The sequence below is a fragment of the Paraburkholderia sp. BR13444 genome (assembly GCF_040948755.1).
GTDB lineage: Bacteria > Pseudomonadota > Gammaproteobacteria > Burkholderiales > Burkholderiaceae > Paraburkholderia > Paraburkholderia youngii.
The window spans coordinates 292,545-314,141 of the sequence record NZ_JBFPKM010000007.1; the positions used below are offsets into that span (position 1 = coordinate 292,545).

The 21,597-nt window shown below is 64.3% G+C and carries 17 protein-coding genes and 2 pseudogenes; 5 read left to right on the top strand and 14 right to left on the bottom strand.

Annotated elements, in window-relative coordinates:
* Window positions 1-151 precede the first annotated feature (151 nt).
* Entirely contained in the window at window positions 152-1,207 is a 1,056-nt protein-coding gene (locus AB3X95_RS21690; RefSeq protein ID WP_368622502.1) for an aldo/keto reductase, read from the bottom strand.
* A 271-nt stretch (window positions 1,208-1,478) separates the two neighbouring features.
* Here AB3X95_RS21690 and AB3X95_RS21695 point away from each other — a divergent pair, with 271 nt between their 5' ends.
* Complete coding sequence (locus AB3X95_RS21695; protein ID WP_368622503.1) at window positions 1,479-6,020, top strand: DEAD/DEAH box helicase; 4,542 nt, start codon at window positions 1,479-1,481, stop codon at window positions 6,018-6,020.
* A 205-nt stretch (window positions 6,021-6,225) separates the two neighbouring features.
* Window positions 6,226-8,229 carry a cyclic di-GMP phosphodiesterase gene (gene pdeR, locus AB3X95_RS21700; RefSeq protein WP_176367080.1) on the top strand — a complete coding sequence of 668 codons (2,004 nt, stop codon included), beginning with the start codon at window positions 6,226-6,228 and terminating at the stop codon, window positions 8,227-8,229.
* Between the two features lie 18 nt (window positions 8,230-8,247).
* On the opposite strand, the gene AB3X95_RS21705 is transcribed toward pdeR, so the two are convergent.
* Window positions 8,248-9,351: a malate/lactate/ureidoglycolate dehydrogenase gene (locus AB3X95_RS21705; RefSeq protein ID WP_368622504.1), complete on the bottom strand. Its 1,104-nt coding sequence runs from the start codon at window positions 9,349-9,351 to the stop codon at window positions 8,248-8,250.
* 90 nt (window positions 9,352-9,441) lie between these two features.
* Window positions 9,442-10,899 (bottom strand): M20 family metallopeptidase, encoded by a 1,458-nt coding sequence (locus AB3X95_RS21710; protein WP_368622570.1) that lies wholly within the window; start codon window positions 10,897-10,899, stop codon window positions 9,442-9,444.
* Between the two features lie 168 nt (window positions 10,900-11,067).
* On the opposite strand from AB3X95_RS21710, the gene AB3X95_RS21715 reads away from it, so the two are divergent.
* A complete protein-coding gene (locus tag AB3X95_RS21715; RefSeq protein ID WP_176123715.1) occupies window positions 11,068-11,379 on the top strand; it encodes a superinfection immunity protein in 312 nt (103 codons plus the stop codon).
* A 78-nt stretch (window positions 11,380-11,457) separates the two neighbouring features.
* Here AB3X95_RS21715 and AB3X95_RS21720 read toward each other — a convergent pair whose 3' ends face one another.
* The 4 genes from AB3X95_RS21720 to AB3X95_RS21735 all read right to left on the bottom strand — a co-directional run bounded on the left by AB3X95_RS21720 (window position 11,458) and on the right by AB3X95_RS21735 (window position 15,071).
* Window positions 11,458-11,727, bottom strand: coding sequence for a YodC family protein (locus AB3X95_RS21720; RefSeq protein ID WP_176123714.1), 270 nt, complete (start codon window positions 11,725-11,727; stop codon window positions 11,458-11,460).
* A gap of 485 nt (window positions 11,728-12,212) precedes the next feature.
* Window positions 12,213-13,766: an MFS transporter gene (locus AB3X95_RS21725; RefSeq protein ID WP_368622505.1), complete on the bottom strand. Its 1,554-nt coding sequence runs from the start codon at window positions 13,764-13,766 to the stop codon at window positions 12,213-12,215.
* 58 nt (window positions 13,767-13,824) lie between these two features.
* Window positions 13,825-14,454, bottom strand: a complete 630-nt coding sequence (locus tag AB3X95_RS21730) for a TetR/AcrR family transcriptional regulator (RefSeq protein WP_368622506.1) — start codon at window positions 14,452-14,454, stop codon at window positions 13,825-13,827.
* Between the two features lie 191 nt (window positions 14,455-14,645).
* Window positions 14,646-15,071 (bottom strand): OsmC family protein, encoded by a 426-nt coding sequence (locus AB3X95_RS21735; protein ID WP_176106089.1) that lies wholly within the window; start codon window positions 15,069-15,071, stop codon window positions 14,646-14,648.
* Between the two features lie 320 nt (window positions 15,072-15,391).
* Between AB3X95_RS21735 and AB3X95_RS21740 the strand changes: the two genes are divergently transcribed.
* Window positions 15,392-15,700, top strand: a complete 309-nt coding sequence (locus AB3X95_RS21740) for a DUF4148 domain-containing protein (protein ID WP_368622507.1) — start codon at window positions 15,392-15,394, stop codon at window positions 15,698-15,700.
* Between the two features lie 158 nt (window positions 15,701-15,858).
* Here the strand turns inward: AB3X95_RS21740 and AB3X95_RS21745 are convergent, their stop codons facing one another.
* From AB3X95_RS21745 to AB3X95_RS21770, 6 genes and pseudogenes are all read right to left on the bottom strand, one after another.
* Window positions 15,859-16,413: a carboxymuconolactone decarboxylase family protein gene (locus AB3X95_RS21745; protein WP_368622571.1), complete on the bottom strand. Its 555-nt coding sequence runs from the start codon at window positions 16,411-16,413 to the stop codon at window positions 15,859-15,861.
* A 35-nt stretch (window positions 16,414-16,448) separates the two neighbouring features.
* Entirely contained in the window at window positions 16,449-17,777 is a 1,329-nt protein-coding gene (locus AB3X95_RS21750; protein ID WP_368622508.1) for an aspartate aminotransferase family protein, read from the bottom strand.
* 312 nt (window positions 17,778-18,089) lie between these two features.
* Window positions 18,090-18,944 (bottom strand): MurR/RpiR family transcriptional regulator, encoded by an 855-nt coding sequence (locus AB3X95_RS21755; RefSeq protein WP_176123833.1) that lies wholly within the window; start codon window positions 18,942-18,944, stop codon window positions 18,090-18,092.
* Window positions 18,945-19,170: 226 nt separating this feature from the next.
* Window positions 19,171-19,377, bottom strand: coding sequence for an ATP-binding protein (locus AB3X95_RS21760; protein WP_368622509.1), 207 nt, complete (start codon window positions 19,375-19,377; stop codon window positions 19,171-19,173).
* Window positions 19,378-19,454: 77 nt separating this feature from the next.
* Window positions 19,455-19,568, bottom strand: a pseudogene (locus tag AB3X95_RS21765) (DUF305 domain-containing protein); the annotation flags it as partial.
* On the bottom strand, window positions 19,565-20,770 hold the full coding sequence (locus tag AB3X95_RS21770) for a permease (protein WP_368622510.1): 1,206 nt from the start codon (window positions 20,768-20,770) through the stop codon (window positions 19,565-19,567). The gene AB3X95_RS21770 and the pseudogene AB3X95_RS21765, both read right to left, overlap by 4 nt.
* Window positions 20,771-21,111: 341 nt before the next feature.
* Between AB3X95_RS21770 and AB3X95_RS21775 the strand changes: the two are divergent.
* A pseudogene (locus AB3X95_RS21775) lies at window positions 21,112-21,315 on the top strand (YncE family protein); the annotation flags it as partial.
* 54 nt (window positions 21,316-21,369) lie between these two features.
* Here the strand turns inward: AB3X95_RS21775 and AB3X95_RS21780 are convergent.
* Window positions 21,370-21,570, bottom strand: a complete 201-nt coding sequence (locus AB3X95_RS21780) for a heavy-metal-associated domain-containing protein (protein WP_176123705.1) — start codon at window positions 21,568-21,570, stop codon at window positions 21,370-21,372.
* Window positions 21,571-21,597 lie beyond the last annotated feature (27 nt).

Below are 21,597 nucleotides of genomic sequence, written 5' to 3' on the forward strand. Positions count from 1 at the left end.
GCGGCCGATGCGGAAGAAGACCTGCCGTGTGAAGTCTACGCGCAATCGCGTGGCAAATGTGATGAAGATCGCGGCCGCGCGAGCATCGAACTCGCGCCGCCCAACGATGAAGATTCAGGCCTTCTTCGGCGTTCGCGAGAACGCCGTCGCGCTATCGCTGCACGACGCGCCGAACCTCGGCCAGTTGTTGCCGGCGCTGCTCGCCCTGCCGCTCCAGCATCCAGCCCGGATACTCGGCGGGCAGCGCGCTGACCTCGGCGAGCTTCGCGAGCTCATCGGCGGATAGCGCGACGTTGGTCGCCGCGATGTTGTCGTCGAGCTGCTCGATCCTCTTCGCGCCGACGATCACCGTGCTGACGACACGCTGATGCAGCAGCCACGCCAGCGCGATCTGTGCGACCGAAACGGTCTTCGCCGCGGCCATCTCGCGCATCACGTCGATGCAGTCGTACGCGCGTTCGCGATCGATCGGCGGAAAATCGAAAGTCGTGCGACGGCTGCCCGCTTCGCCCTGCTGTTCACGTCCGTATTTGCCGCTCAGAAAACCGCCCGCGAGCGGACTCCATACCATCAGGCCGAGGCCTTCGCTTTGCAGCATCGGCACGAGCTCGCGTTCAAGATCGCGGCCCGCGAGCGTGTAATACGCCTGCAGCGTTTCGAAGCGCGCGGCGCCGAGCCGCTCTGCGATGCCGAGCGCCTTCGCAATCTGCCATGCGGCCCAGTTCGACACGCCGACATAGCGCACGTGGCCGTGCTGCACGAGCGTGTCGAGCGCGCGCACGGTTTCTTCGATCGGCGTGGCCGGATCGAAACCGTGGATCTGATAAAGGTCGACGTGATCGAGTTGTAGACGCTTCAGGCTCGCCTTGATGCCGTCGAGGATGTGATAGCGCGACGCACCGCGCGCGTTCGCGAACTCGCCCGTCTGGCCGAACACCTTGGTCGCGATCACGACCTTGTCGCGCGGCACTTTCAGATTTTTCAGCGCGTTGCCCGTGATGAGCTCGGACAGGCCGCCCGCGTAGACGTCGGCCGTGTCGATGAAATTAATGCCCGCGTCGAGCGCCCGGCCGACCAGCCGCTCCGCGTCGCTTTGCTGCAGATCGCCGATCTGCCGCCAGATGCCTTCGCCACCGCCGAAGGTCATCGTGCCCAAACACAACTCCGATACAAACACACCGGTACGGCCCAACTGGTTATATCGCATCGTCGACGCTCCATCGTGGGGACAGGGAGAATCGTCAAGCGTACTGCAAATGGCAGAGGCTGGCAGGACGGGCGCACGCGGCGAAACTACGAATTCCAGCAGTTACGCAACGCCCAACGCGCCGCACACGAGCGCCGAAAACCTGCGAGACTGACCGCTATTGCGTCGTCAGCGTGGAATGCCCCGCAACCGCAAAAACGGGCGACACGAGCGGGTACTAATCCAGCCGCCCCCACTGGATATCCCCTGCGCCGCCCTCATCTACATGAGCATGACTTCGGCAAAAACTGCCGCCGCACTCGACGCGGCGCCCCGCTCCCGCAAGGCCCGCTCCACCGCGAGCGCGGCGCGGCCCGTCGCACCTGCCTTACCGCCAGCCCCGCAGGCGCTCGCCGGCTTTCACCCGGCCGTTGCCAGCTGGTTCCAGAAAACCTTCGCCGCCCCAACCGATGCGCAAGCCGCCGCCTGGCCGCAAATCCGCAGCGGCCGCTCGACGCTGGTCGCCGCGCCGACCGGCTCCGGCAAGACGCTGACGGCGTTCCTGTCCGCGCTGAACGACCTGGTGTCGCAAGGCCTCGCGAACGACGGCGTGCTGCCCGACGAAACGCTGGTCGTCTACGTGTCGCCGCTGAAGGCGCTGTCGAACGACATCCGTCTGAACCTGCAACTGCCGCTCCAAGGCATCGCCGCCGAACTCGACGCGCTCGGCCTGCCGCCGCTCGACATCCGCACCGCCGTGCGCACCGGCGACACCACGCAGCAGGAACGCAACGCGCTGAAAAAACGCGCGCCGCACATTCTCGTGACGACGCCCGAGTCGCTGTACGTGCTGCTCGGCTCCGATTCGGGCCGCCGCATGCTGGCGACGGTGCGCACGGTGATCGTCGATGAAATTCACGCGCTCGCGGGCAGCAAGCGCGGCAGTCATCTCGCGCTGAGCCTCGAACGGCTCGACGCGCTCTGCGGCCGGCCCCTGCCGCGCATCGGGCTGTCGGCGACGCAAAAGCCGGTCAGCGCGGTGGCTCGGTTTCTGGTCGGCGGCGCGAGCCTCGATAGCGACGTGCCGGCCGAGTGCGCGGTGATCGACGTCGGTCACGTCCGCGCGCGCGACCTCGCGCTGGAGATCCCGCCGGTGCCGCTCGAAGCGGTGATGGCCAACGAAGTGTGGGAGCGCGTCTACGACCGGCTCGCCGAACTGGTCGCGCAGCATCGCACGACGCTCATCTTCGTCAACACGCGCCGCATGGCCGAGCGCGCCGCCCGCCATCTGACCGAGCGGCTCGGCAAGGACGCGGTCGCCGCGCATCACGGCAGCCTCGCAAAAGAACATCGTTTCGACGCCGAACAGCGCCTGAAACGCGGCGAGCTGCGCGTGCTGATCGCGACCGCGTCGCTGGAGCTCGGCATCGATATCGGCGACGTCGATCTCGTCTGCCAGATGGGTTCGCCGCGCGCGATCGCGCCGTTCCTGCAACGCGTCGGCCGCTCGGGGCACCACGTTGGCGGCATGCCGAAGGGGCGACTGTTTCCGGCCTCGCGCGACGATCTGCTCGAATGCGCGGCGCTGCTCGATTGCGTGCGGCGTGGCGAGCTCGATGCGTTGCGCATCCCGCGCGCGCCGCTCGACGTGCTCGCGCAACAGATCGTCGCGGAGGTATCGAGCGCCGAGTGGAGCGAGGATGCGCTGTTCGACATGCTGCGGCGTGCCGCGCCGTATGCGGATCTGCCGCGCGAGCAATACGACGCGGTGCTGCGCATGCTCGCCGAGGGCTACACGAGCCGCCACGGTCCGCGTGCTGCGTATGTGCATCGCGATGCGGTCAGCGGCACGTTGCGCGGCCGGCGCGGCGGCAAGCTGGTCGCGGTGACCTCGGGCGGCACGATTCCCGAGAACGCCGATTACGCGGTCGTGCTCGAACCGCAGGCGCTCAATATCGGCACCGTCAACGAGGACTTCGCGGTCGAAAGCCTCGCCGGCGATGTGTTCCAGCTCGGCAACGCGTCGTACCGGATTCTGCGCATCGAAAGCGGCCGCGTGCGGGTCGAGGACGCGCAGGGGCAGCCGCCGAACATTCCGTTCTGGCTCGGCGAGGCGCCTGGGCGCAGCGACGAGCTGTCGTTCGCGGTTGCGAGATTGCGGGAGCAGGTCGAAGCGTTGCTGACGGAGGGCGAGACACGAGCAACCACGGCACCCGCCGTAGCCGCAAGCGAACTCGAGCCCACCGCGTCGCGTCTCGACCACGCTATCACCTGGCTCGCCGACAACCTCGCGCTCGACGAACCGGCCGCGCGCCAGATCGTCGAATACCTGGCGCGCGCCCGCGCCGCGCTCGGAGTCTTGCCGACGCAGAGCACGCTCGTGATGGAGCGTTTCTTCGACGAATCGGGCGGCACCCAGCTCGTGATCCACTCACCGTTCGGCAGCCGCGTGAATCGCGCGTGGGGGCTCGCGCTGCGCAAGCGCTTCTGCCGCAGCTTCAACTTCGAGCTGCAGGCGGCGGCGACCGAAGACGCGATCGTGCTGTCGTTGACCGGCAGCCACTCGTTCGTGCTCGACGATGTGTGGCGCTATCTGCATTCGAACAGCGCCGAGCATCTGCTGATCCAGGCGCTGCTCGATGCGCCGTTATTCGGCGTGCGCTGGCGCTGGAACGCGACGACCTCGCTCGGCCTGCCGCGCTACACGGGCGGGCGCAAGACCGCGCCGCAACTGCAGCGCATGCGTAGCGAGGATCTGCTTGCAAGCGTATTTCCCGAACAGGCCGCGTGTCTGGAGAACGTCGTCGGCGAACGCGAGGTGCCGCGCCACCCATTAGTCGACCAAACCATCGACGACTGCCTGCACGACGCGATGGACAGCGAACGCTGGCTCGCGCTGCTACGCCAGATCGAGCACGGCGAGTTGCGGCTCGTCGCGCGTGATCTGCCGGCGCCGTCACCGCTCGCCGCCGAAATCCTGACCGCGAAACCATACGCGTACCTGGACGACGCGCCGATCGAGGAGCGCCGCACCCAGGCCGTGCTGAACCGCCGCTGGACCGACCCTGAAAGCGCCGACGATCTCGGCGCGCTCGACGCCGCCGCGATCGACAGCGTGCGCGATGAGGCCTGGCCGCAAGCACGCAACGCCGACGAAATGCACGAAGCGCTGACGGGCCTCGCCTGCATCACAGAAGCCGAGGCGCGCACGCATGAAGATTGGCCCACGCTGCTTGCGGCGTTGGCGAAAGCCGGCCGGGCGACGCGCTTGCCGCTGGCCGCGCAAGCAAACGCAAGCACGGGCAACGACAAGTTCAGCGACGGCGCGCTGTGGTTGCCCGCCGAACGCCTGACCTGCTTCGAAGCGCTCTACCCCGGCGTCGCGCGCAATCGCTACACGCCGCCGCTGAGCGCCCCGAAGGGCTACACCGAAAGCTGGAGCGCTGACGACGCGCTCGTCGACGTGCTGCGCGCGCGGCTGACCGGTTTCGGCCCGCTGACGGTCGACGCGATCGCACGCCCGCTCGGATTGCCGGCCGAGCGGATCGAACCGGCGCTGATCCGTCTCGAGGCCGAAGGCTACTTGTTGCGCGGCCGCTTCACGCCGCACACGAGCCACGAAGAATGGTGCGAGCGGCACCTGCTCGCACGCATCCATCGCTACACGGTGAAGCGGCTGCGGCGTGAGATCGAGCCGGTCGAGCGGCACGACTTCATGCGCTTCCTGTTCGAATGGCAGCATCTGACGCCGACGACTCGCGCCGAAGGCCGCGACGCGCTCGCCGCCGCGCTGGACCAGCTCGAAGGCTTCCAGGCCGCGGCCGGCGCATGGGAGGAGGACATCCTGCCCGCGCGGGTGCGCGCCTACACCAGCAGTTCGCTCGATGAGCTATGCCGCGCCGGCAAGATCGTCTGGACCCGCCTGACCGAACGGGCGCGCGGCGCCGCCGGTCCGGTCCGCGGCACGCCGATCGTGCTGCTGCCGCGCGCGCAGTTGCGGGCGTGGCGCGCGCTGCTCGATCCCGCGCGCCAGGTCGAGTTGTCGGCGCTCGCGCAAAGCGTGCACGACACCCTCGCGCAACACGGCGCGATGTTCTTCGACGAACTGCTCGCCGAGGTGCGCGTGCTGCGCATGGAGCTCGAAAACGCGCTCGGCGAGCTGGTCGCGGCCGGCCTCGCGAACTCGGACAGCTTCGCGGGCCTGCGCGCGTTGCTGAAGCCGGTCGCAAAACGCAATACGTTTTCCAGCAGCCGGCGTGCGCGAGCGAGCGCGCTGATAGGCGGTATGGACGACGCCGGGCGTTGGGCGCTCGTAAGCCGCCCGTCCGCCGTCGCGCCGGAAAAACCGTCCGAGCGGCGCAGTCAGTTACCGCCCGAGGTGCTCGAACACGTCGCAATGACGTTGTTGCGCCGCTACGGCGTGGTGTTCTGGCGCGTGCTCGAACGCGAGGCCGAATGGCTGCCGCCGTGGCGCGATCTGCTGCGCGTGCTGCAGCGGCTCGAGGCGCGTGGCGTGATCCGCGGCGGGCGTTTCGTCAACGGGCTCGCGGGCGAGCAGTTCGCGCTGCCCGAGGCGATTCCGCTGCTGCGCGAGGTGCGGCGGCAAGCGAACGACGGTGCGCTTATCTGCGTCGCGGGAACCGATCCGCTGAATCTCGTCGGCACGCTGCTGGTCGGCGACAAGGTGCCGGCCGTGGCCGGCAACCGCGTGCTGTATCGCGACGGCGTGCCCGCGGCCACGCTGGTGGCCGGCAAGTTCTGCTTCGACGCGGCGCTCGACGCCAATCCGATCGAGCGCGAACGCGCCCGCGCGCTGCTCACCCACCGCTTCTGACGACGTCACCGTGGCGTCGTTTTGCCACGCCATCATGCCGCCGCGTGCGGCCACGCCGGCCCGTGCTCGTGGTTAGCAAAACGTTAATGATTCTTCGCTCGAACTGTCACGCTTAGATACAATGGGGCAGTTTCACTTTAGTATGAGGAAGACCGTCTGCCGCCGCCCGCCTTGATAGCGACCGCCGGCACTCTCCGGGGATTTCATGAGCGACGAGCTACACGACCAGGTGCTTCACGCGCGGTTCGGCACGAGCAGCCCTCGCTGGTGCCTGGCGGCGGCCAGCGACACGCTGGAACTCGCGCCGGCGCACGGCCACGCGGCTGCCGGCGTCGCCATTCCCCTCAACTCTTGCCAAGCCTCCCAGATCCGCGCGCTGAGCGGCGTCACCTCGCACGTAGTCGTCGACGTGCAACTGGACGGCGCGGCGCGGCGGCTGCATCTGGTCGGCAAGAAACTCGATTGTCATCGCTGGGGCGGCACCGCCTCGACCCATGCCGACACCGAATCCGTCGCGCGCGCACTGCTCCACGGTCTGTCGTTCGCCGAACAGGTCGTCTCCGAGGTCAATTCGGTCGTGGTCATCGTCGACCGGCACGGCCGGATACAGCGCTTCAACCGGCTCGCCGAGGAGCTGACCGGGCTCAAGGAAGAGGACATCATCGGCCGCAGCGTCTGGACGCTGTTCATGTCGTCAGACGACGGCGCGGTCTCGAACCAGGTCGGCGCGCACTTCTTCAACCGTGGCGAACCGTACGAGATCGAACGGCGCATCAAAACGGTGCATGGCGAGCGGCTGTTCCTGTTTCGCAACAAGTTCGTGAGCAGCGGCAGCGGCATCGAAGACCAGTTCCTGATCTGCTCGGGCACCGACATCACTGAGCAACGGCTCGCGCAGGACCGGCTGATCGAGCAGGCCACCACCGACCCGCTCACCGGCCTCGCGAATCGCAACGCGATCCAGGAGCGCATCCAGATCGCGATCGAACAGGCCGCGCCCGGCGAAACCATCGGCGTACTGTTTCTCGATCTCGACAACTTCAAGAAGGTCAACGATCACTACGGCCACGTGTTCGGCGACCGGCTGATCTGCGATGTGTCGGACGCGATCCGCAACTGTCTGAATCCGGGCGACTCGCTCGCGCGTCTCGGAGGCGACGAATTCATCGTGCTCGCGGCGAAGGGCTCCGCGCATGGCCTGGAAAACACCGCGCAGCGCATTCTCGATCGCATGCGCATGCCGTTCGCGGTCGGGCTCGTCGAGGTCTATACCGGCTGCTCGATCGGCATCGCGCGTTGGCCCGAGCATGGCGAAACGCTCGAATCGCTGATCCGTTCGGCCGACACCGCAATGTACGTCGCGAAGGACGAAGGCAAGCGCACGCATCGCGTGTTCTCGCCGGACATGAACCGCCGCGTCGCTGAGTTCATGTGGCTCGACACGAATCTGCGCCGCGGGCTCGAGGAAGGCCAGTTCGCGCTGCACTATCAGCCGAAGCTGAACCTCGCCACGGGCGCCGTGCAAGGCGCGGAAGCGCTGGTGCGCTGGAACTCGCCGGAGCGCGGGCAGATCATGCCTGCGGAATTCATCCGTTATGCCGAGGAATCCGGCTTGATCGGCGTGCTCGGCCGCTGGGTGATGGAGACCGCCGCGAAACAGGCGGCCCGCTGGAAGGCGGCCGGCTACGACCTGCGCGTGGCGATCAACGTGTCGGCGCGACAGCTCACGGATACGGCCGTGGTCCGCCATTTCACCGAGGCGTTGCAGCATGCGAGCCTCGATCCCTGCCTGATTGATCTCGAGTTGACCGAAAGCTGTCTGATCGAAAACGAAGCGGCCGCGATCGAACTGATCAAGCAGTTCCGCCAGCTCGGCGCGCAGGTGCATCTGGACGACTTCGGCACCGGCTACTCGTCGCTGTCGCAACTCGGCCGTATTCCGCTCGACGTGATCAAGCTCGACCGCAGCTTCACGCGCTCGATCCACGCTGATATGAAGGCACAGGCGCTGGTGCGCTCGATGGTCGCGGTCGCGCAGGAACTCGATTTCCAGGTCGTCGCCGAGGGGATCGAAACCGAAGCGGAAGAAACCTTCATGAAGGGCCTGGGCGTCGATTACGTGCAGGGCTTCCTGTACGCACGGCCGATGCCCGCCACCGAGTTCGAGCGCTGGGTGCTCGATCGGCGCAAGCTCAGGCTGATCGCCTGAGCCTTGCCGTCGTGCGCTTCAGCCGAGGCGCGCGGACCAGCCTGTCACTTCGTCCGCACTCATTCCGACGGCGCGCGCCGCGCAGTGGATTTGCGTCCACGTCGCCGCGTCGATCGGAATGCCGGCGGCCTCGCGTTGCGCGCGCGTGACGCGCTCGGGCTCGCCGGGTTCGTAGATGCGCTCGGTGCCCGCCGCGAGCGGCGACGCCTTCACCCACGCGAGGAACGCATCGGCTTCGGCTTGCGCATCGGGCGCGTCGAATGCGCTCGGATCGATGATCACCGACAGCATGCAGTTGATGATCGCGTGCGTGGTGCCGAGCGTGTCGGCGTGCGTCGTGAAGCCGCCCGACAGCGCGCCGCCGAAAATCTCGCACATCGCCGCGAGCCCGAAACCCTTGTGGCCACCGAACGGTGTCAGCGCGCCGAACGGCGCTTCGTGCATGACTTTCGGTTCGAGCGTCGGCATGCCTTCGTGATCGATCAGCGCGCCGGGTGGCGTGTGCTTGCCCTGGTTATACGCGACGCGCGTCTTGCCGAACGCGATGGTACTGGTCGCGAAGTCGAGCACGAGAGGCGGCTTGCCGGGTCGCGGATAAGCCGCGCAGAACGGATTCGTGCCGATGCGGCGGTCCGCGCCGCCGAACGGCGCGACGAGCGGATCGCCCGCCACGTTGACGAAGTGGAACGACACCAGACCGGCGCGCGCGCACTGCTCGGCCCAATGCCCGATGCGGCCGATATGGTGCGCGCCGCGCAAGCCCACCGCGCAGATGCCGAGCCGCCGCGCGCGCTCGATGCCCCGCTCCATCGCCTCGAACGCGATCACCTGACCGAAGCCCTTGCCGCCTTCGACGGTCAGCACCGCGCCCGCGTCTTTGACGACGTCGGCATGCCGATTCAGTTGCAGTTGCTGGTCGGCGAGCGATTCGACATAGCGCGGGATCATGCCGACGCCATGCGAGTCGTGTCCGGTCAGATTCGCGGCCACCAGATGATCTGCGATCAGCTTCGCTTCGCGCGGCGCACTGCCCGCTCGCTCCCAGATCGCTCTGACGTAGGCATGCAGTTGATCGGCCGGAATCCGGGGCGTGGTGGCTTGGGCAGTCTGGGAGTCGGTCATTCAGCGTGTCGGTGTGGTTCGAACGGAAGGAAGCATCAGTCAACAACGGGGTCGGGTCGCGCCCGAGCCCCACTCAAACGAGGCCACGACTCACGGCGCCGCGGCGATCACTTCGGCAACCGCGGCCGTCAGTTTCTTGCCGTACGGCACGTGCAGGAACTCGTTGGGCCCATGCGCATTCGACTTCGGCCCAAGCACGCCGCACACCATGAACTGCGACTTCGGGAAGCCCGCTTTCAGCACATTCATCAATGGGATGGTGCCGCCGAGGCCCATGTAGGCGGCGTCTGCGCCGAAGTGCTGACGCGATGCATCGCTGAGCGCGGTGGCCAGCCACGGTGCGACCTCCGGTGCGTTCCAGCCGCTCGCCGCGCCCGCGTCCGGCTTGAACGTGACCTTCGCGTTGTACGGCGGATCGAATTCGAGCAGCGCCTTCAGTTCGGCGACGGCCTTTTCCGCTTCGATGGTCGGCGGCAGACGCAGCGACAGCTTGAACGCGGTGCGCGGACGCAGCACGTTGCCGGCGTCGGCGAGCGCGGGCAAGCCGGCCGCGCCCGTCACCGACAGCGAAGGACGCCACGTCGAATTGAGCAGCGCCTGCTGTGGATCGGTCGTGGTGGGCAGCACCTGACGGCCGTCCTGCCCGCATGCCCACGGCATCTTCTTCCACACGTCATCGCCGAGAATCCTCGCGGCAGCCTCCGCTTCGCGCAGACGATCGGCGGGCACCGGGCAATGAAAACCCTTTGGCAGCAGCGTGCCGTTCGCTGAGTCTTCGAGACGGTCGAACAGTTGACGCATGATGCGGAAGCTCGACGGCACGATGCCGCCGTAGACCCCCGAGTGAATCCCCTCGTCGAGCACCTGCACTTCGAGATCGCCGGCGACGAGCCCGCGCAGCGACGTGGTCAGCCACAGCTGATCGTAATTGCCCGCGCCCGAATCGAGACACACGACCAGCCCGACGTTACCGAGCCGCTCGCGCAGCGCGTCGACGTAGGGCAGCAGATCGTAGCTGCCCGACTCCTCGCAGGTTTCGATCAGCCCGACACAGCGCGGACGCTCGACACCTTGCGCATCGAGCGCGGCGAGCGCCGTCAGGCTCGCGTAGATCGCGTAGCCGTCGTCCGCGCCGCCGCGGCCGTACAGCTTGCCGTCCTCGAGCTTCGGCGTCCACGGACCGAGGTCGTTGCGCCAGCCATCGAACTCGGGCTGCTTGTCGAGGTGGCCGTACAGCACGATGGTTTCGGTGCTGCCCGAGCGCGTCGCGGCGGTCTCGAAGAAGATCACCGGCGTGCGGCCCGGCAGGCGGATCACTTCGAGCTTCAGGCCGCGCACCGGTTGCTGCTCGGCCCATTTCGCGGCGTCGGTGATCACGCGCTCGAGGTAACCATGCTTCGCCCAGTCGGGATCGAAGGCCGGGCTCTTCGCCGGCACCGCGATGTAGTCTGTCAGTGCGGGCACGATCTCGTCGTTCCACTTGCGCTCGACGAATGCTCGTAGCGTGTCCGGGTTGAGGTGGGCCTGCTGGGTCGTGTCGGTGATCATGATCGGGTCCGTGAAGTACTGTTCGGTCGAAACGATCATCATAGTCCCGATGCGTGTCGGGCTGAACCCCTTGCGGTGATTGGGTGGGGACTGGAACGCGCAGGGTGCGCGGCGGGCGGTGGCCATTCGCGCGACAATCACTACATGCATCGCGCATCAGGAGCTTTTATGAGTGGCAACGTGGCCGTTCAGGCCATCGGCGCGGCGTTCGCGCTAGCGCTGTATTTTCTACCGGCGATCATCGCGGACCGGCGCAAGCGTCGTGACGTGCTGACGCTCGCGCTATTTAACGCCTGCCTCGGCTGGACCGTGCTTGGTTGGGTGCTCGCGCTGTATTGGGCGCTACAGCCGAATCCGGCGGAGAGCCTGGCGAGCGACGTCGTCGAGACTCGCAAGATGTCGACTTTGCGCGCGTTTTCGTCGGCACTGACGCTGCGCGTGCGGCGACGCGAGGCCGCGCGCGACCGGCCCGAGCGCTGAAACGATTCGGGCGGCTCGCGCAATACGCGCAATAAACGAATAACAGGAAACGGTTTGATTGAAGCGCAAGTGCGTCACTCAGGCCGCGCGCCCGATGCGACTCCACTGTACCGAGCCCGCCGGAATGGAGCGCGGTTCCGCACGCACGGCTTGCGCGGCAAAGGTTTCATGACGCAGTTCGCCGTGTTCGTCGAACCACTCGCAGATCAGCCAGTCGCCCGGATTGCGTGCGACCGGACCTGCATACGTCACGGTCATGCGCGGGCCCCCTTCTTTTAACTTGACGACGTCGCCCACGTTGAAGGCGGCGGATGTTGTCTGGAATGCGTCAATGGTAGCGGTCAGCATCTTTGGCCCCCCTATCTTGAGCGTTTTTAAGTTGAGCCCGGCTTTAACGACTTCGACCTGTTGAATGGGTACTCTAAAGTTTAGACAGATTAACAATCGAATTTAAACGCGGCAAGCGCTTTTTATTGATACCGTTTTCACTGGAACCGAGGTTGATGCCAAACGGTTAAAGTTCCCGGCATTCCCAAAAAATTCTCCGCCAAAAGATTGCGGCTAACCCTATGTGCGCTACCGCACAAATGCAACAGTTACTGCCGGCGGTTTGCAGGTCGGTAGAAAATACGAGGCCGGTTTCCTCTGATTAGAAAACCTGACGCGATAACGGTGAGCCGTTAATCAGAAAGACCTGTTTGATCTAAATCAGAATTACCTGTGAACGAGTAGATCGCCGGTAAATGCCACGTAGTTCGTTATACCGCTTCGTTCAAATTGAACGATTTTTCTGAGCGAGCCAACAAATGAAAACGATTACCAACGGCTAAATTTCAAACCGCTGGAGCGACTGAGCGCCGTACGCTTTGCTGATGACGCACCAGCAGCACGCTCAGGCCGATACACACGAACATCAGCGCGGCATTGATAGCAAGGCTCAACTGAAACGCGTGTGCATAAGACGCGGGTGCCGCGCTGCCACCGAGCGCCCCGAAGAACGCGCCGCTCACCGCCGCGGTGCCGAACGCGGAGCCGATCTGCAACGTCGACGACACCACGCCCGATGCCAGCCCCGCCTTCTCGGGCACCACCTCCTGCAGCACGATGCGCATGATCGACGGCAACAGCAGACCATGTCCGACACCCGCGCACACCAGCCCGCAGTAGAACAGCAGATCGGGCGTCGCGGATCGAGTCGCGGACCAGCCGGTCACGGTGAAGCCGAGCGTCATCATCGAGAAACCAAGCGTCAGCACATGCGCGCCGATGCGCTTGACCACGGCCGGCGACGTCAGTGGGCCGATCACGAAGCCGAGCGCGAACGGCATGATCGCGATGCCCGACGCGAGCGGCGTCCAGTGCAGGCCGGTCTGCAGGAAGATGCCGTAGGTCAGGAAGAACGCGCTGTTGCAATAGAACAGGAACGCGAGCACCAGACCGAGCGCGAACGCGCGATTGCGGAACAGTTGCAGATCGACGAGCGGATGGCCACCGCCGCGCTCGACGCGCCGTTCGGTCGCGACGAACAGCGCGAACACCGGCACCGCGAGCGCGAACATCACGAAGGTCCACGCGGGCCAGCCGGCTTCGCGGCCGTGCGTCATCGGATAGATGACCAGCAGCAGCACCGCCGACAGCAGCGCAACGCCCTTCAGATCGACGCCGGTATGCGTGGCCGGCTGGTTCTCCGGCACGAACTTCCATGTGCCGATGAACGCCGCAATGCCGATCGGGATGTTGATCAGAAAGATCACGCGCCAGTCGAGCCCAAACGGGTGATACGTGATAAGCGCGCCGCCGCCGAGCTGCCCGACGATCGACGACAAGCCGAACACGAAGCCATACAGACTCATCACGCGCGTCTGCTGATGCAACGGTACGACCGCGCGAATCGTCGCGAGCACTTGCGGCGCCATCACCGCGGCCGCGATGCCTTGCACGATGCGCGAGATCACCAGCATATGGCCGCTGGTCGCGAAGCCGCACAACGCCGACGCGATCACGAAAGCCGCCATGCCCGTCATGAACATGCGACGGCGTCCGAACAGATCGCCGAGGCGGCCGCCCGTGATCAGCAGCACCGCGTAGGCCGACGCATAGGCCGATACGACGAGTTGCAGCTGCGCGTCGCTCGCGTTCAGGCCCGTGTGAATCGACGGCAGCGCCAGGTTGACGATGAAGTAATCGAGCGGCGCGAGAAAGGCGCCGACGAACAGCACCGCGAGCGCGAGCGCCTGACGCGGGAAGCCGGGCGCCGCCGCTTTGGCGGCGACAGCCATGCCTGCCATCGCTGGTCCAGGGCCGGTTACGGCCCCTGCTGCACTCGCCGCGCCGCTCGCGGATCCACCGAATTCCGCCGGAGCGGACTTGATCGCTTCTCTTTTCATGACCGATCGTTCAAGAAATGGTTAAAAAATTTTTGCGCCGGTGTTCGCAAACGAGGTGCTACACCAGCGCGCGCATCGCCACGTCGACGATAGCGATCAGCGCATCTTGCTCATGCGCGACCCGTCCCATCACCCGCAGGCCTTGCATCACGCATAACAGGAAATCGCCGACGGCTTTTTCGTCGAGTGTCGAATCGAATGCGCCGCTCGCCTGCCCGCGGATCACCGCCGCTGCGAGCAAGGTCGCCATGCGCCGCTGAATCGCGGCGACGCGCGCGCGCAGCACTTCGTCATCGGGCTGCATTTCGAGCGTCGTATTCGTGATGAAACAGCTGCGCCGGCCGCTCAACGCGCACGACACCCGCGCGTAGTGCAGTAGCGCGTCGCGCAGCGCCTGCTCTGGATCAGCCGTCGCGCTCAGCCGCTGCGCAAGCCGTGCAACCGCGCCTTCCGAGTAATGATCGAGCGCGGCGAGCATGATGCCGTGCTTGTCGCCGAACACGCCGTACAGGCTCCCGCGCAGCAGACCGGTGGCCTTGCACAGATCGTCGATCGACGTCGCGTGGTAGCCGTGATCCCAGAACACCTGGCTTGCGTTCGCCAGCACGGTGTCCGTGTCGAACTCGCGCGGACGGCCACGCTGAGATGTTTCGCCGGCTTTTTTCGCGGCTTGCCTGGAATGACTCAATTGCGATGACCTCGTTGCTACGTTCGCGTCGGTCTGTGGATATTATGACTGGATGTTCAATAAATCAAGGACGGCTTCCGTAGGCCTATTGGCGTCGGGGTCATCCGTTCATTCCGACTACCGCGATGAAAAAGCCGGCGGCGGGCATCGCCGTTCGCCGGCTTGGTTGCGCTGAAAGTGACAGCAAAGGCTTAGGTCTCCAGCTTTGCATCCATCGTAATCGTTGCATTCAGTACCTTCGACACCGGGCAACCGGCCTTCGCGTCGGCCGTGGCCTTGTCGAACGCGGCCTTGTCTGCGCCCGGAATCTTTACGGTGACGTCGAGATGCACCGCGGTGATCGTGAAGCCGCCGCCGTCCTTGTCGAGCGTGACGGTGGCCGTGGTGCCGATCCGCTCCGGCGTGATGTTGGCCTTGCCCAGCTCCGCCGACAACGCCATCGAGAAACACCCCGCATGCGCAGCCGCGATCAGCTCTTCCGGATTCGTGCCGATGCCGTCCGCGAAGCGCGTCGCGAACGAGTATTGGGTGTCCTTCAGGACGCCGCTGTCGGTGGAAATCGAGCCCTTGCCGTTCTGCAGGCCGCCTTGCCAGACTGCCGATGCCTTGCGCTTCATTGCTCTCTCCTGTTGATGCCTTGCCGCGCACGCTGCTCGACCGAAGATGATGCCCGCCGCGGCGGTCCGCCCGGATGTGTCCGCGCCTGGGCATCGGTCGCAGGTGCCGCGCGGCTTGCAGGCGCGGGCGTGGACCGGATTTCATCATAGGCGCTTCCGTGTTTCGGCGCGGAAAAACGCCCTTTTTACTATCTCAAAACCCGCAACAATATTTCACCGGAAAGCCGCTTTTTTGCCGACCTCGTAAGAAATAGACTGCGTTCAACGGATCGGGAAATGCAATTCAAACCGGTTCACCACACAATCAATTGGAGGTCGTTATGAAATCGCTTCTTTCCGCAGTTGTCGTCGCATCCGCTCTTATCGTTCCGGCGGTGTCGTTCGCCCAGCAGGCAAACGGTACGATCACGCGCGCTCAGGTGCGCGCCGAACTCGTAGCCGCGCAAAAAGCGGGCCTTCTGAACCAGAACGACACCACGTATCCGAAGGCCGTGCCGCAGGACTCGACGATCGTCACCGCTTCGGCGGAGGGTACGCAGGATGTCGGCGGCGCGAAGGCCAGTTCGTCGGAAGCAGGCGCGCCGGCGACGGTGCAGCAACGTCTGTTTTCGACGTATCGCGGTAACTAAAAGGTGGTAACCAAGCGTCTTAACTAAGCGTGATAACTGAGCACGCTGGCAGTTAAGGCAGCACGCAGTAAAAAGCCCCGGTTGCGAAGTTCGGCAACCGGGGCTTTTTTTCGTTGGCGCGAGCGGCGCTGCTGCGCGGCCGCTCGTTGGTAAAAACGCTATTCGGGAAACGGCAGGCTTTGCTGTCCCACTGCGCGCATGTCGAACACGTTCAGCGTCATCGCGACCAGCGCGTAGTAGCCGAGCAGGCCGACCAGGTTGATCACGACCCGATGCCCGAACCGCCGGACCGCCTGCCCATACGTCGCGTCCGACACGCGCTTACTCTCATACAGTTCGCTCGCGAAGTCGTAGATCAGTGCGTCGTCGGCATCGGCGAACTCGGGGCGGCGCCCTTGGCGGATCGTCTCGGCGTCCGCAGCGGCCACGCCCGCCTGCAGCGCGATCGGATAGTGGATGTGCCACTCCGCCTGGGCCTGCCAGCGCGAAGCGGTGACCAGAATCGCGAGTTCCGACAGCCGCAGCGGCAGCCCGGTCTGGTAGCGGCAAAACGCGCCGAGGCGTTGTGCGTGCTGCGCAAGTTCCGGGCTATGGATCCAGCCGAGGAACGGCCCGTTCAGGTTGCCGCGCGGGCCGGACAGGATTTCATCGAGCACCGCCTTCTGCTCGGGCGTGGCGGTGGATATCTCGAAGTGAGGCAAGCGCTCGGTCATCATGGTTCTCGCTAAGGGCAATGGTTCCGAACAGCTTAGACGGCGGCGAGCGACGCGCCGATCGCATCGTCGAGGCGGCTGACGATTTCGTCGATGTCGCGCGCCGTGCAGATGAACGGCGGCGCGATCAGCACATGGTCGCCGCTCTTGCCGTCGACGGTGCCGCCCATCGGATACACCATCAGGCCGCGCGCGAACGCTTCGCGTTTGATCGTTGCGTGCAGTTTCAGTTTGGCGTCGAACGGCTCTTTGGTACCGCGATCCTTCACAAGTTCGACGCCGACGAACAAGCCGCGCCCGCGCACGTCGCCGATATGCGGGTGCTGCGCATAGAGCTCGCGCAGCCGGCCGCGCAACTGCTCGCCACGCGCCTGCACGTTCGCCAGCAGATTGTCTTCCGCGATCACGCGCTGCACTTCGAGCGCGGCCGCGCACGCGGTCGCATGGCCGATATAGGTATGGCCATGCTGAAAGAAGCCGGAGCCGCCGACGATCGTCTGATAGATGCGGTCGCTGACCAGGGTTGCGCCGATCGGCTGATAACCCGCGCCAAGGCCCTTGGCGATCGTCAGCATATCCGGCGCCACGCCGTCTTCGTCGCACGCGAACAGATAACCGGTGCGGCCCATGCCCGACATGATCTCGTCGAGAATCAGCAGCACGCCGTAGCGGTCGCACACCGCGCGGATTTTGCGGAAGTATTCGCGCACCGGCGGCACCGCGCCCGCCGTGGCGCCGACCACCGTTTCCGCGACGAATGCGGCGACCGTGTCCGCGCCGAGTTCGAGAATCTTCTGCTCGAGTTCATCGGCCAGACGCTGCGCGAACGCTTCTTCGGTTTCGTCCGGGCGCTGTTCGCGATACGCGTAGCACGGGCTCACGTGATGCGCTTCGATCAGGATCGGCAGGAACGGTTCGCGGCGCCATGCATTGCCGCCAATCGCGAGCGCGCCGAGCGTGTTGCCGTGATAGCTCTGCCGACGCGCAATGAAATGACGCCGCTGTGTCTCGCCCTTCTCGACGAAATACTGACGCGCGAGCTTCAGCGCCGCCTCGATCGCCTCCGAGCCGCCCGACACGAAGTACACGTGCTCGAGTCCGGCCGGCGCGCTCGCCACGAGCCGGTCGGCCAGTTCCTCGGCCGGCTCCGTCGTGAAGAACGACGTGTGCGCGTACGGCAGCTGTTGCGCCTGCCGCTTGATCGCGTCGATCACGCGCTGGTTGCTGTGGCCGAGGCACGACACGGCGGCGCCGCCCGACGCGTCGATATAGCGCTTGCCCGTGGAGTCGATGATTTCGATGCCGTCGCCCGCGACGGCCACCGGCAAGGACTGCTTCGGAGAACGATGAAAAACGTTGGTCATGATGTTCAGCTCCTGCTGATGGAGGTGCGGACTGAGACGCAGGCCGGCTCGGGCGCCGCGCACGCGATGAAAGCGTCGAACACGCATTGCCGCTGGCGATACGCCTCATCGACACGCCCGCACTGCCGATGCCGAACAGCACGGTCGCTAAGGTGTTTTCGTCGTCGGAATCGTGCGGATCGTCGCTGCATCGACGCCACGGGCCGCACCGATATTCAACAATCGGTACGTATTTATACGCCCATACAACATTTGTTGTCAAACGTTGTTGGACGGCACCAGGTGGAGCGCGGCGTGCCCTCACGCAATCGTTCAAGGCACGTACGCGCCCTTCGCATGCAGCGATTGTTCGGCGAGCGCGAGCTGCTCGAGCGCATCCGCGCCTTCGAGCGCCAGCAGATGCGCGACCAGCGCTTCGGTGATCGCGGTGGCGGCCACCAGCGACGGAAAGAACGACGGGCTTTCGTGCGAGAAAATCAGCACCTTGTCGGCGTTCAGCGCGATCGGCGACACCGCGCTGTCGGTGATGGCGATCAGCTTGCTGCCTTTTTCGAGCGCGGCCTCGGCGACGCGCGCGGCTTCGACCGAATACGGCGCGAAGCTGATGACGATGGTCGCGCTGTCTCGCTCGATGGTGCGCAGCTGCATTTCGAGCGTGCCGGCCTCGCCGTTGAGCAGCGATACCGACGGCCGAAACAGCCGGTAGCCATAGACGAGGCCGAACGCCACCGGATAACACGAGCGGAAGCCCGCCACGTGAACGTGCGGCGCGCGCCGCAATACCCGCGCGGCCTCGACGATCACGCGACCGTTATGCGCGGCGGTCGTTTCGAGATTGTGCTGTTGCGCGACGAGCAGGTCGTTCGCGAGCGCATCTTTCGATTTGACCATCGAGCGCGCCCGGCTCGTCAACGGCTCCGGCCGCGTGCGCACGCGCGCGACGAACAGATCGCGCAATTCGTTCCAACCGGGAAAGCCCAGTTGCTGCGACAGCCGCACCAGCGACGCCGGCTGCACCTGCGCGCGCTCGGCCACCTTGCGCATCGACGACACGGCGACCTCGTCCGGATGATCGAGCAGGAAGCCCGCCCCCATCTGGAACTGTGGGCTCAGTTCGGGGAAGCGCGCCCGGATCAGGGCGACGAGCTGATCGAAGCTGTCTGGCATGTTGAGGTGGCGCGGCGCCGGGGTAAGAGATGACAACAAATGTTACCACTGGGTAGCAGTGTTTCAACGGCGCGAAGACGCTCTTGGTGAGTCGCAAACGATTCCTGCTCACGTCGTTGAAAAAAAACCAACATCTATTTGCATAGGAGTCGGAGCGGCGACTTTGTAGACCCGTGTAGTCCTTCAGGCTCCCTTGACGGTCTGTCATCAGGCAGCTTCAACGCCGCTAGTCCAAACGGTAGAAAGGTTCAAGCACCCGTTCCAGTTCGGCCTGTGGGATACCCCGACCAGAATCAAGAACCTCAAACATCACTTCGGTTTCCAGACACAACACCGAGATATCAACCTTGCCACCGACGGGAACATAACGCACGGCGTTATCAACAAGGTTTCTAAGAATCACGGCAACTGCCGCCTCGTCGAGCATCATCATGGCCGTTATCTTCCACAGCCTCGCTATGTCGATGGCTCGTGTCTATACCGAAATGACGCCAGCGTGGGCACGCGAAATCACTCACCTCCGTGCGTGGCCTGCCACCTTTGCATGAACGCAATTTCATCTTTCTGCGCCGTAATGATGTTTTTCGCCAGCTTCTTCAACTCCGGGTCCTTTCCGTAGTTCAGCCGCGGCTATGCCCAGGCGGATGATGTTCGTGGGAGCCTGCTCGATGTCCGGCACCGTGATGGTCATGTTCGCCGCGCTCCATCATCCGCATCATTTCGGGACCACCTGTCCTGAAGAACACAAACGTCAATATCATGAACACGACACCGAAACCGATGTTGAGTATCGTGGTGTAGTTGAAGGAAATAGTCGCATCGACCATCGCTGTCCGGTGTTCGCGCGGAATCAAGCCAGCCAACTGGAACACCGCCTCTACGATCAGCGCTGCCACGACCATGGCGATATAAAAAGTGATGGCCATGAACACAGTCATCTTTCCGCCGTAATACTTCCGGTAGATGTTCAGGATGGGAAGGATGATGAGGTCACCGAATATGAACGAGGCGACGCCACCAAAGCTGATGCCTCCTTTCCATAGAACCGCTGCCAACGGTACGTTTCCGACGGAACAGGTGAACGAGGCAACTGCGATGAGCGGGCCGATGAAAGCGCCCCAAATCATTACGACGGTCGGATGATTTACCAGGAAGAACTTCTGCCAGAAGCTATCCGGCACCCAGGCGGCTATGGCACCGGCAACAAGTAGCCCGATGCCAATATCACGCCATAGCATGGTCCAGTTCATCACATAGCTGTGACTGATTGCCTTCCAGCCGTCCCTCGATGTGAGTCGCTCTTTCCACGTTCCCTTCTGTTCACCCATCGACATGGCAGCATGCCCTTCCATGCTGCCGGAGACACCTTTGTTCGCCTGGTCGATAGCCTGCTTTCGCAGGGAATCGCGCAGGAAGAATCGAAACAGCAGGACGAGTACACCAATCATGAGGGTGCCACCGACGAACTCGGCGGCCGCGAACTGCCAGGCAATCAGTACCCACATCAGCACGCCCAGCTCAAGCACTAAATTGGTCGCAGCGAACTGGAATGCCATGGCAGCGGTAAAGTCGGCCCCTTTACGCACCATGGAGCGCGCCATGGCAACGGCTGCATAGGAGCACGATGACGACGCTGCGCCCAACAGGCTGGCACGCGTCAGCGAACGCAAGGAGGCGTCCGGAAGCAGCTTCGACATCTCGGACTTCGAGACCGTCACCTCAATCACGGCGGAAAACAGGAAGCCGAGGCTGAGCCCCCAGAAAATCTGCCATAACATGGTGAAGGACATCCACAGGGCATGACCCAGTGCGCTGAGAATGTGCATCACGAACTCCGTGAATTGCGCTCCTATGACAATGGTGCGCGATTGTAAAAATAGATGCGGTGAGGTGACATGCCGACCTTGATGGTGCTCATGAACTTCAGCGTGTTCATGTCAGCGACACCGACGTAACGGCTAAAGCGGAACGTAAGCCACAGGTATCGCCGGTCTGGTGTCAGTTCCATATCGTCCGGCGCAGACAGCAGCCCGTGATGGTGCCGACGTTCGTCAGCGAGCGAACGGAAATTGTGAGCCCCTTGTCGATGTGGATGGTCTTCACAATTTACCGGGCGCGCCGTCGATAACAACGACGTAGTCAGCACCCGTCATGCCCACTAGAAGAAATTTGTCGCTGGGAGTCAGCCACAGGCCCGCAGGGGCCTGCGTCCGTTCCGTCGGCCGCCGCGGCTGAAAACGTCATCGTTCTCAATTCGGCGGACGCGAATGTCAGCCTGATAGACGAGGCCATTCTGAAGGTTGTCGATACCGTGGCCGTCGGAAACGAACCGCACCATTTGATGGCGACGCCCGACAACCAATCGCTCATACGCAACCAGACCCAGCGCTAACAGAAGGGGCGCATCCGAGACTCTCACTGGTCTTTACGGCGCTATGACCACTGGGTGGAAGTTAGCGTGCTCGATTGCGTGGGAAATCTGGCCCAGATTCAACGCAGATTCCACCTTCACTGTTTTGGCTGCGACGTCAATCTGAACCTTTGCCGCCGGGTCCAGCTTTGCAATTGCCTTGCTGATTGCGTTTGCACATCCACCGCACGACATGTCCGAAACCTTGAATTCCATTTTCATCTCCACGTGATATGTGACCGC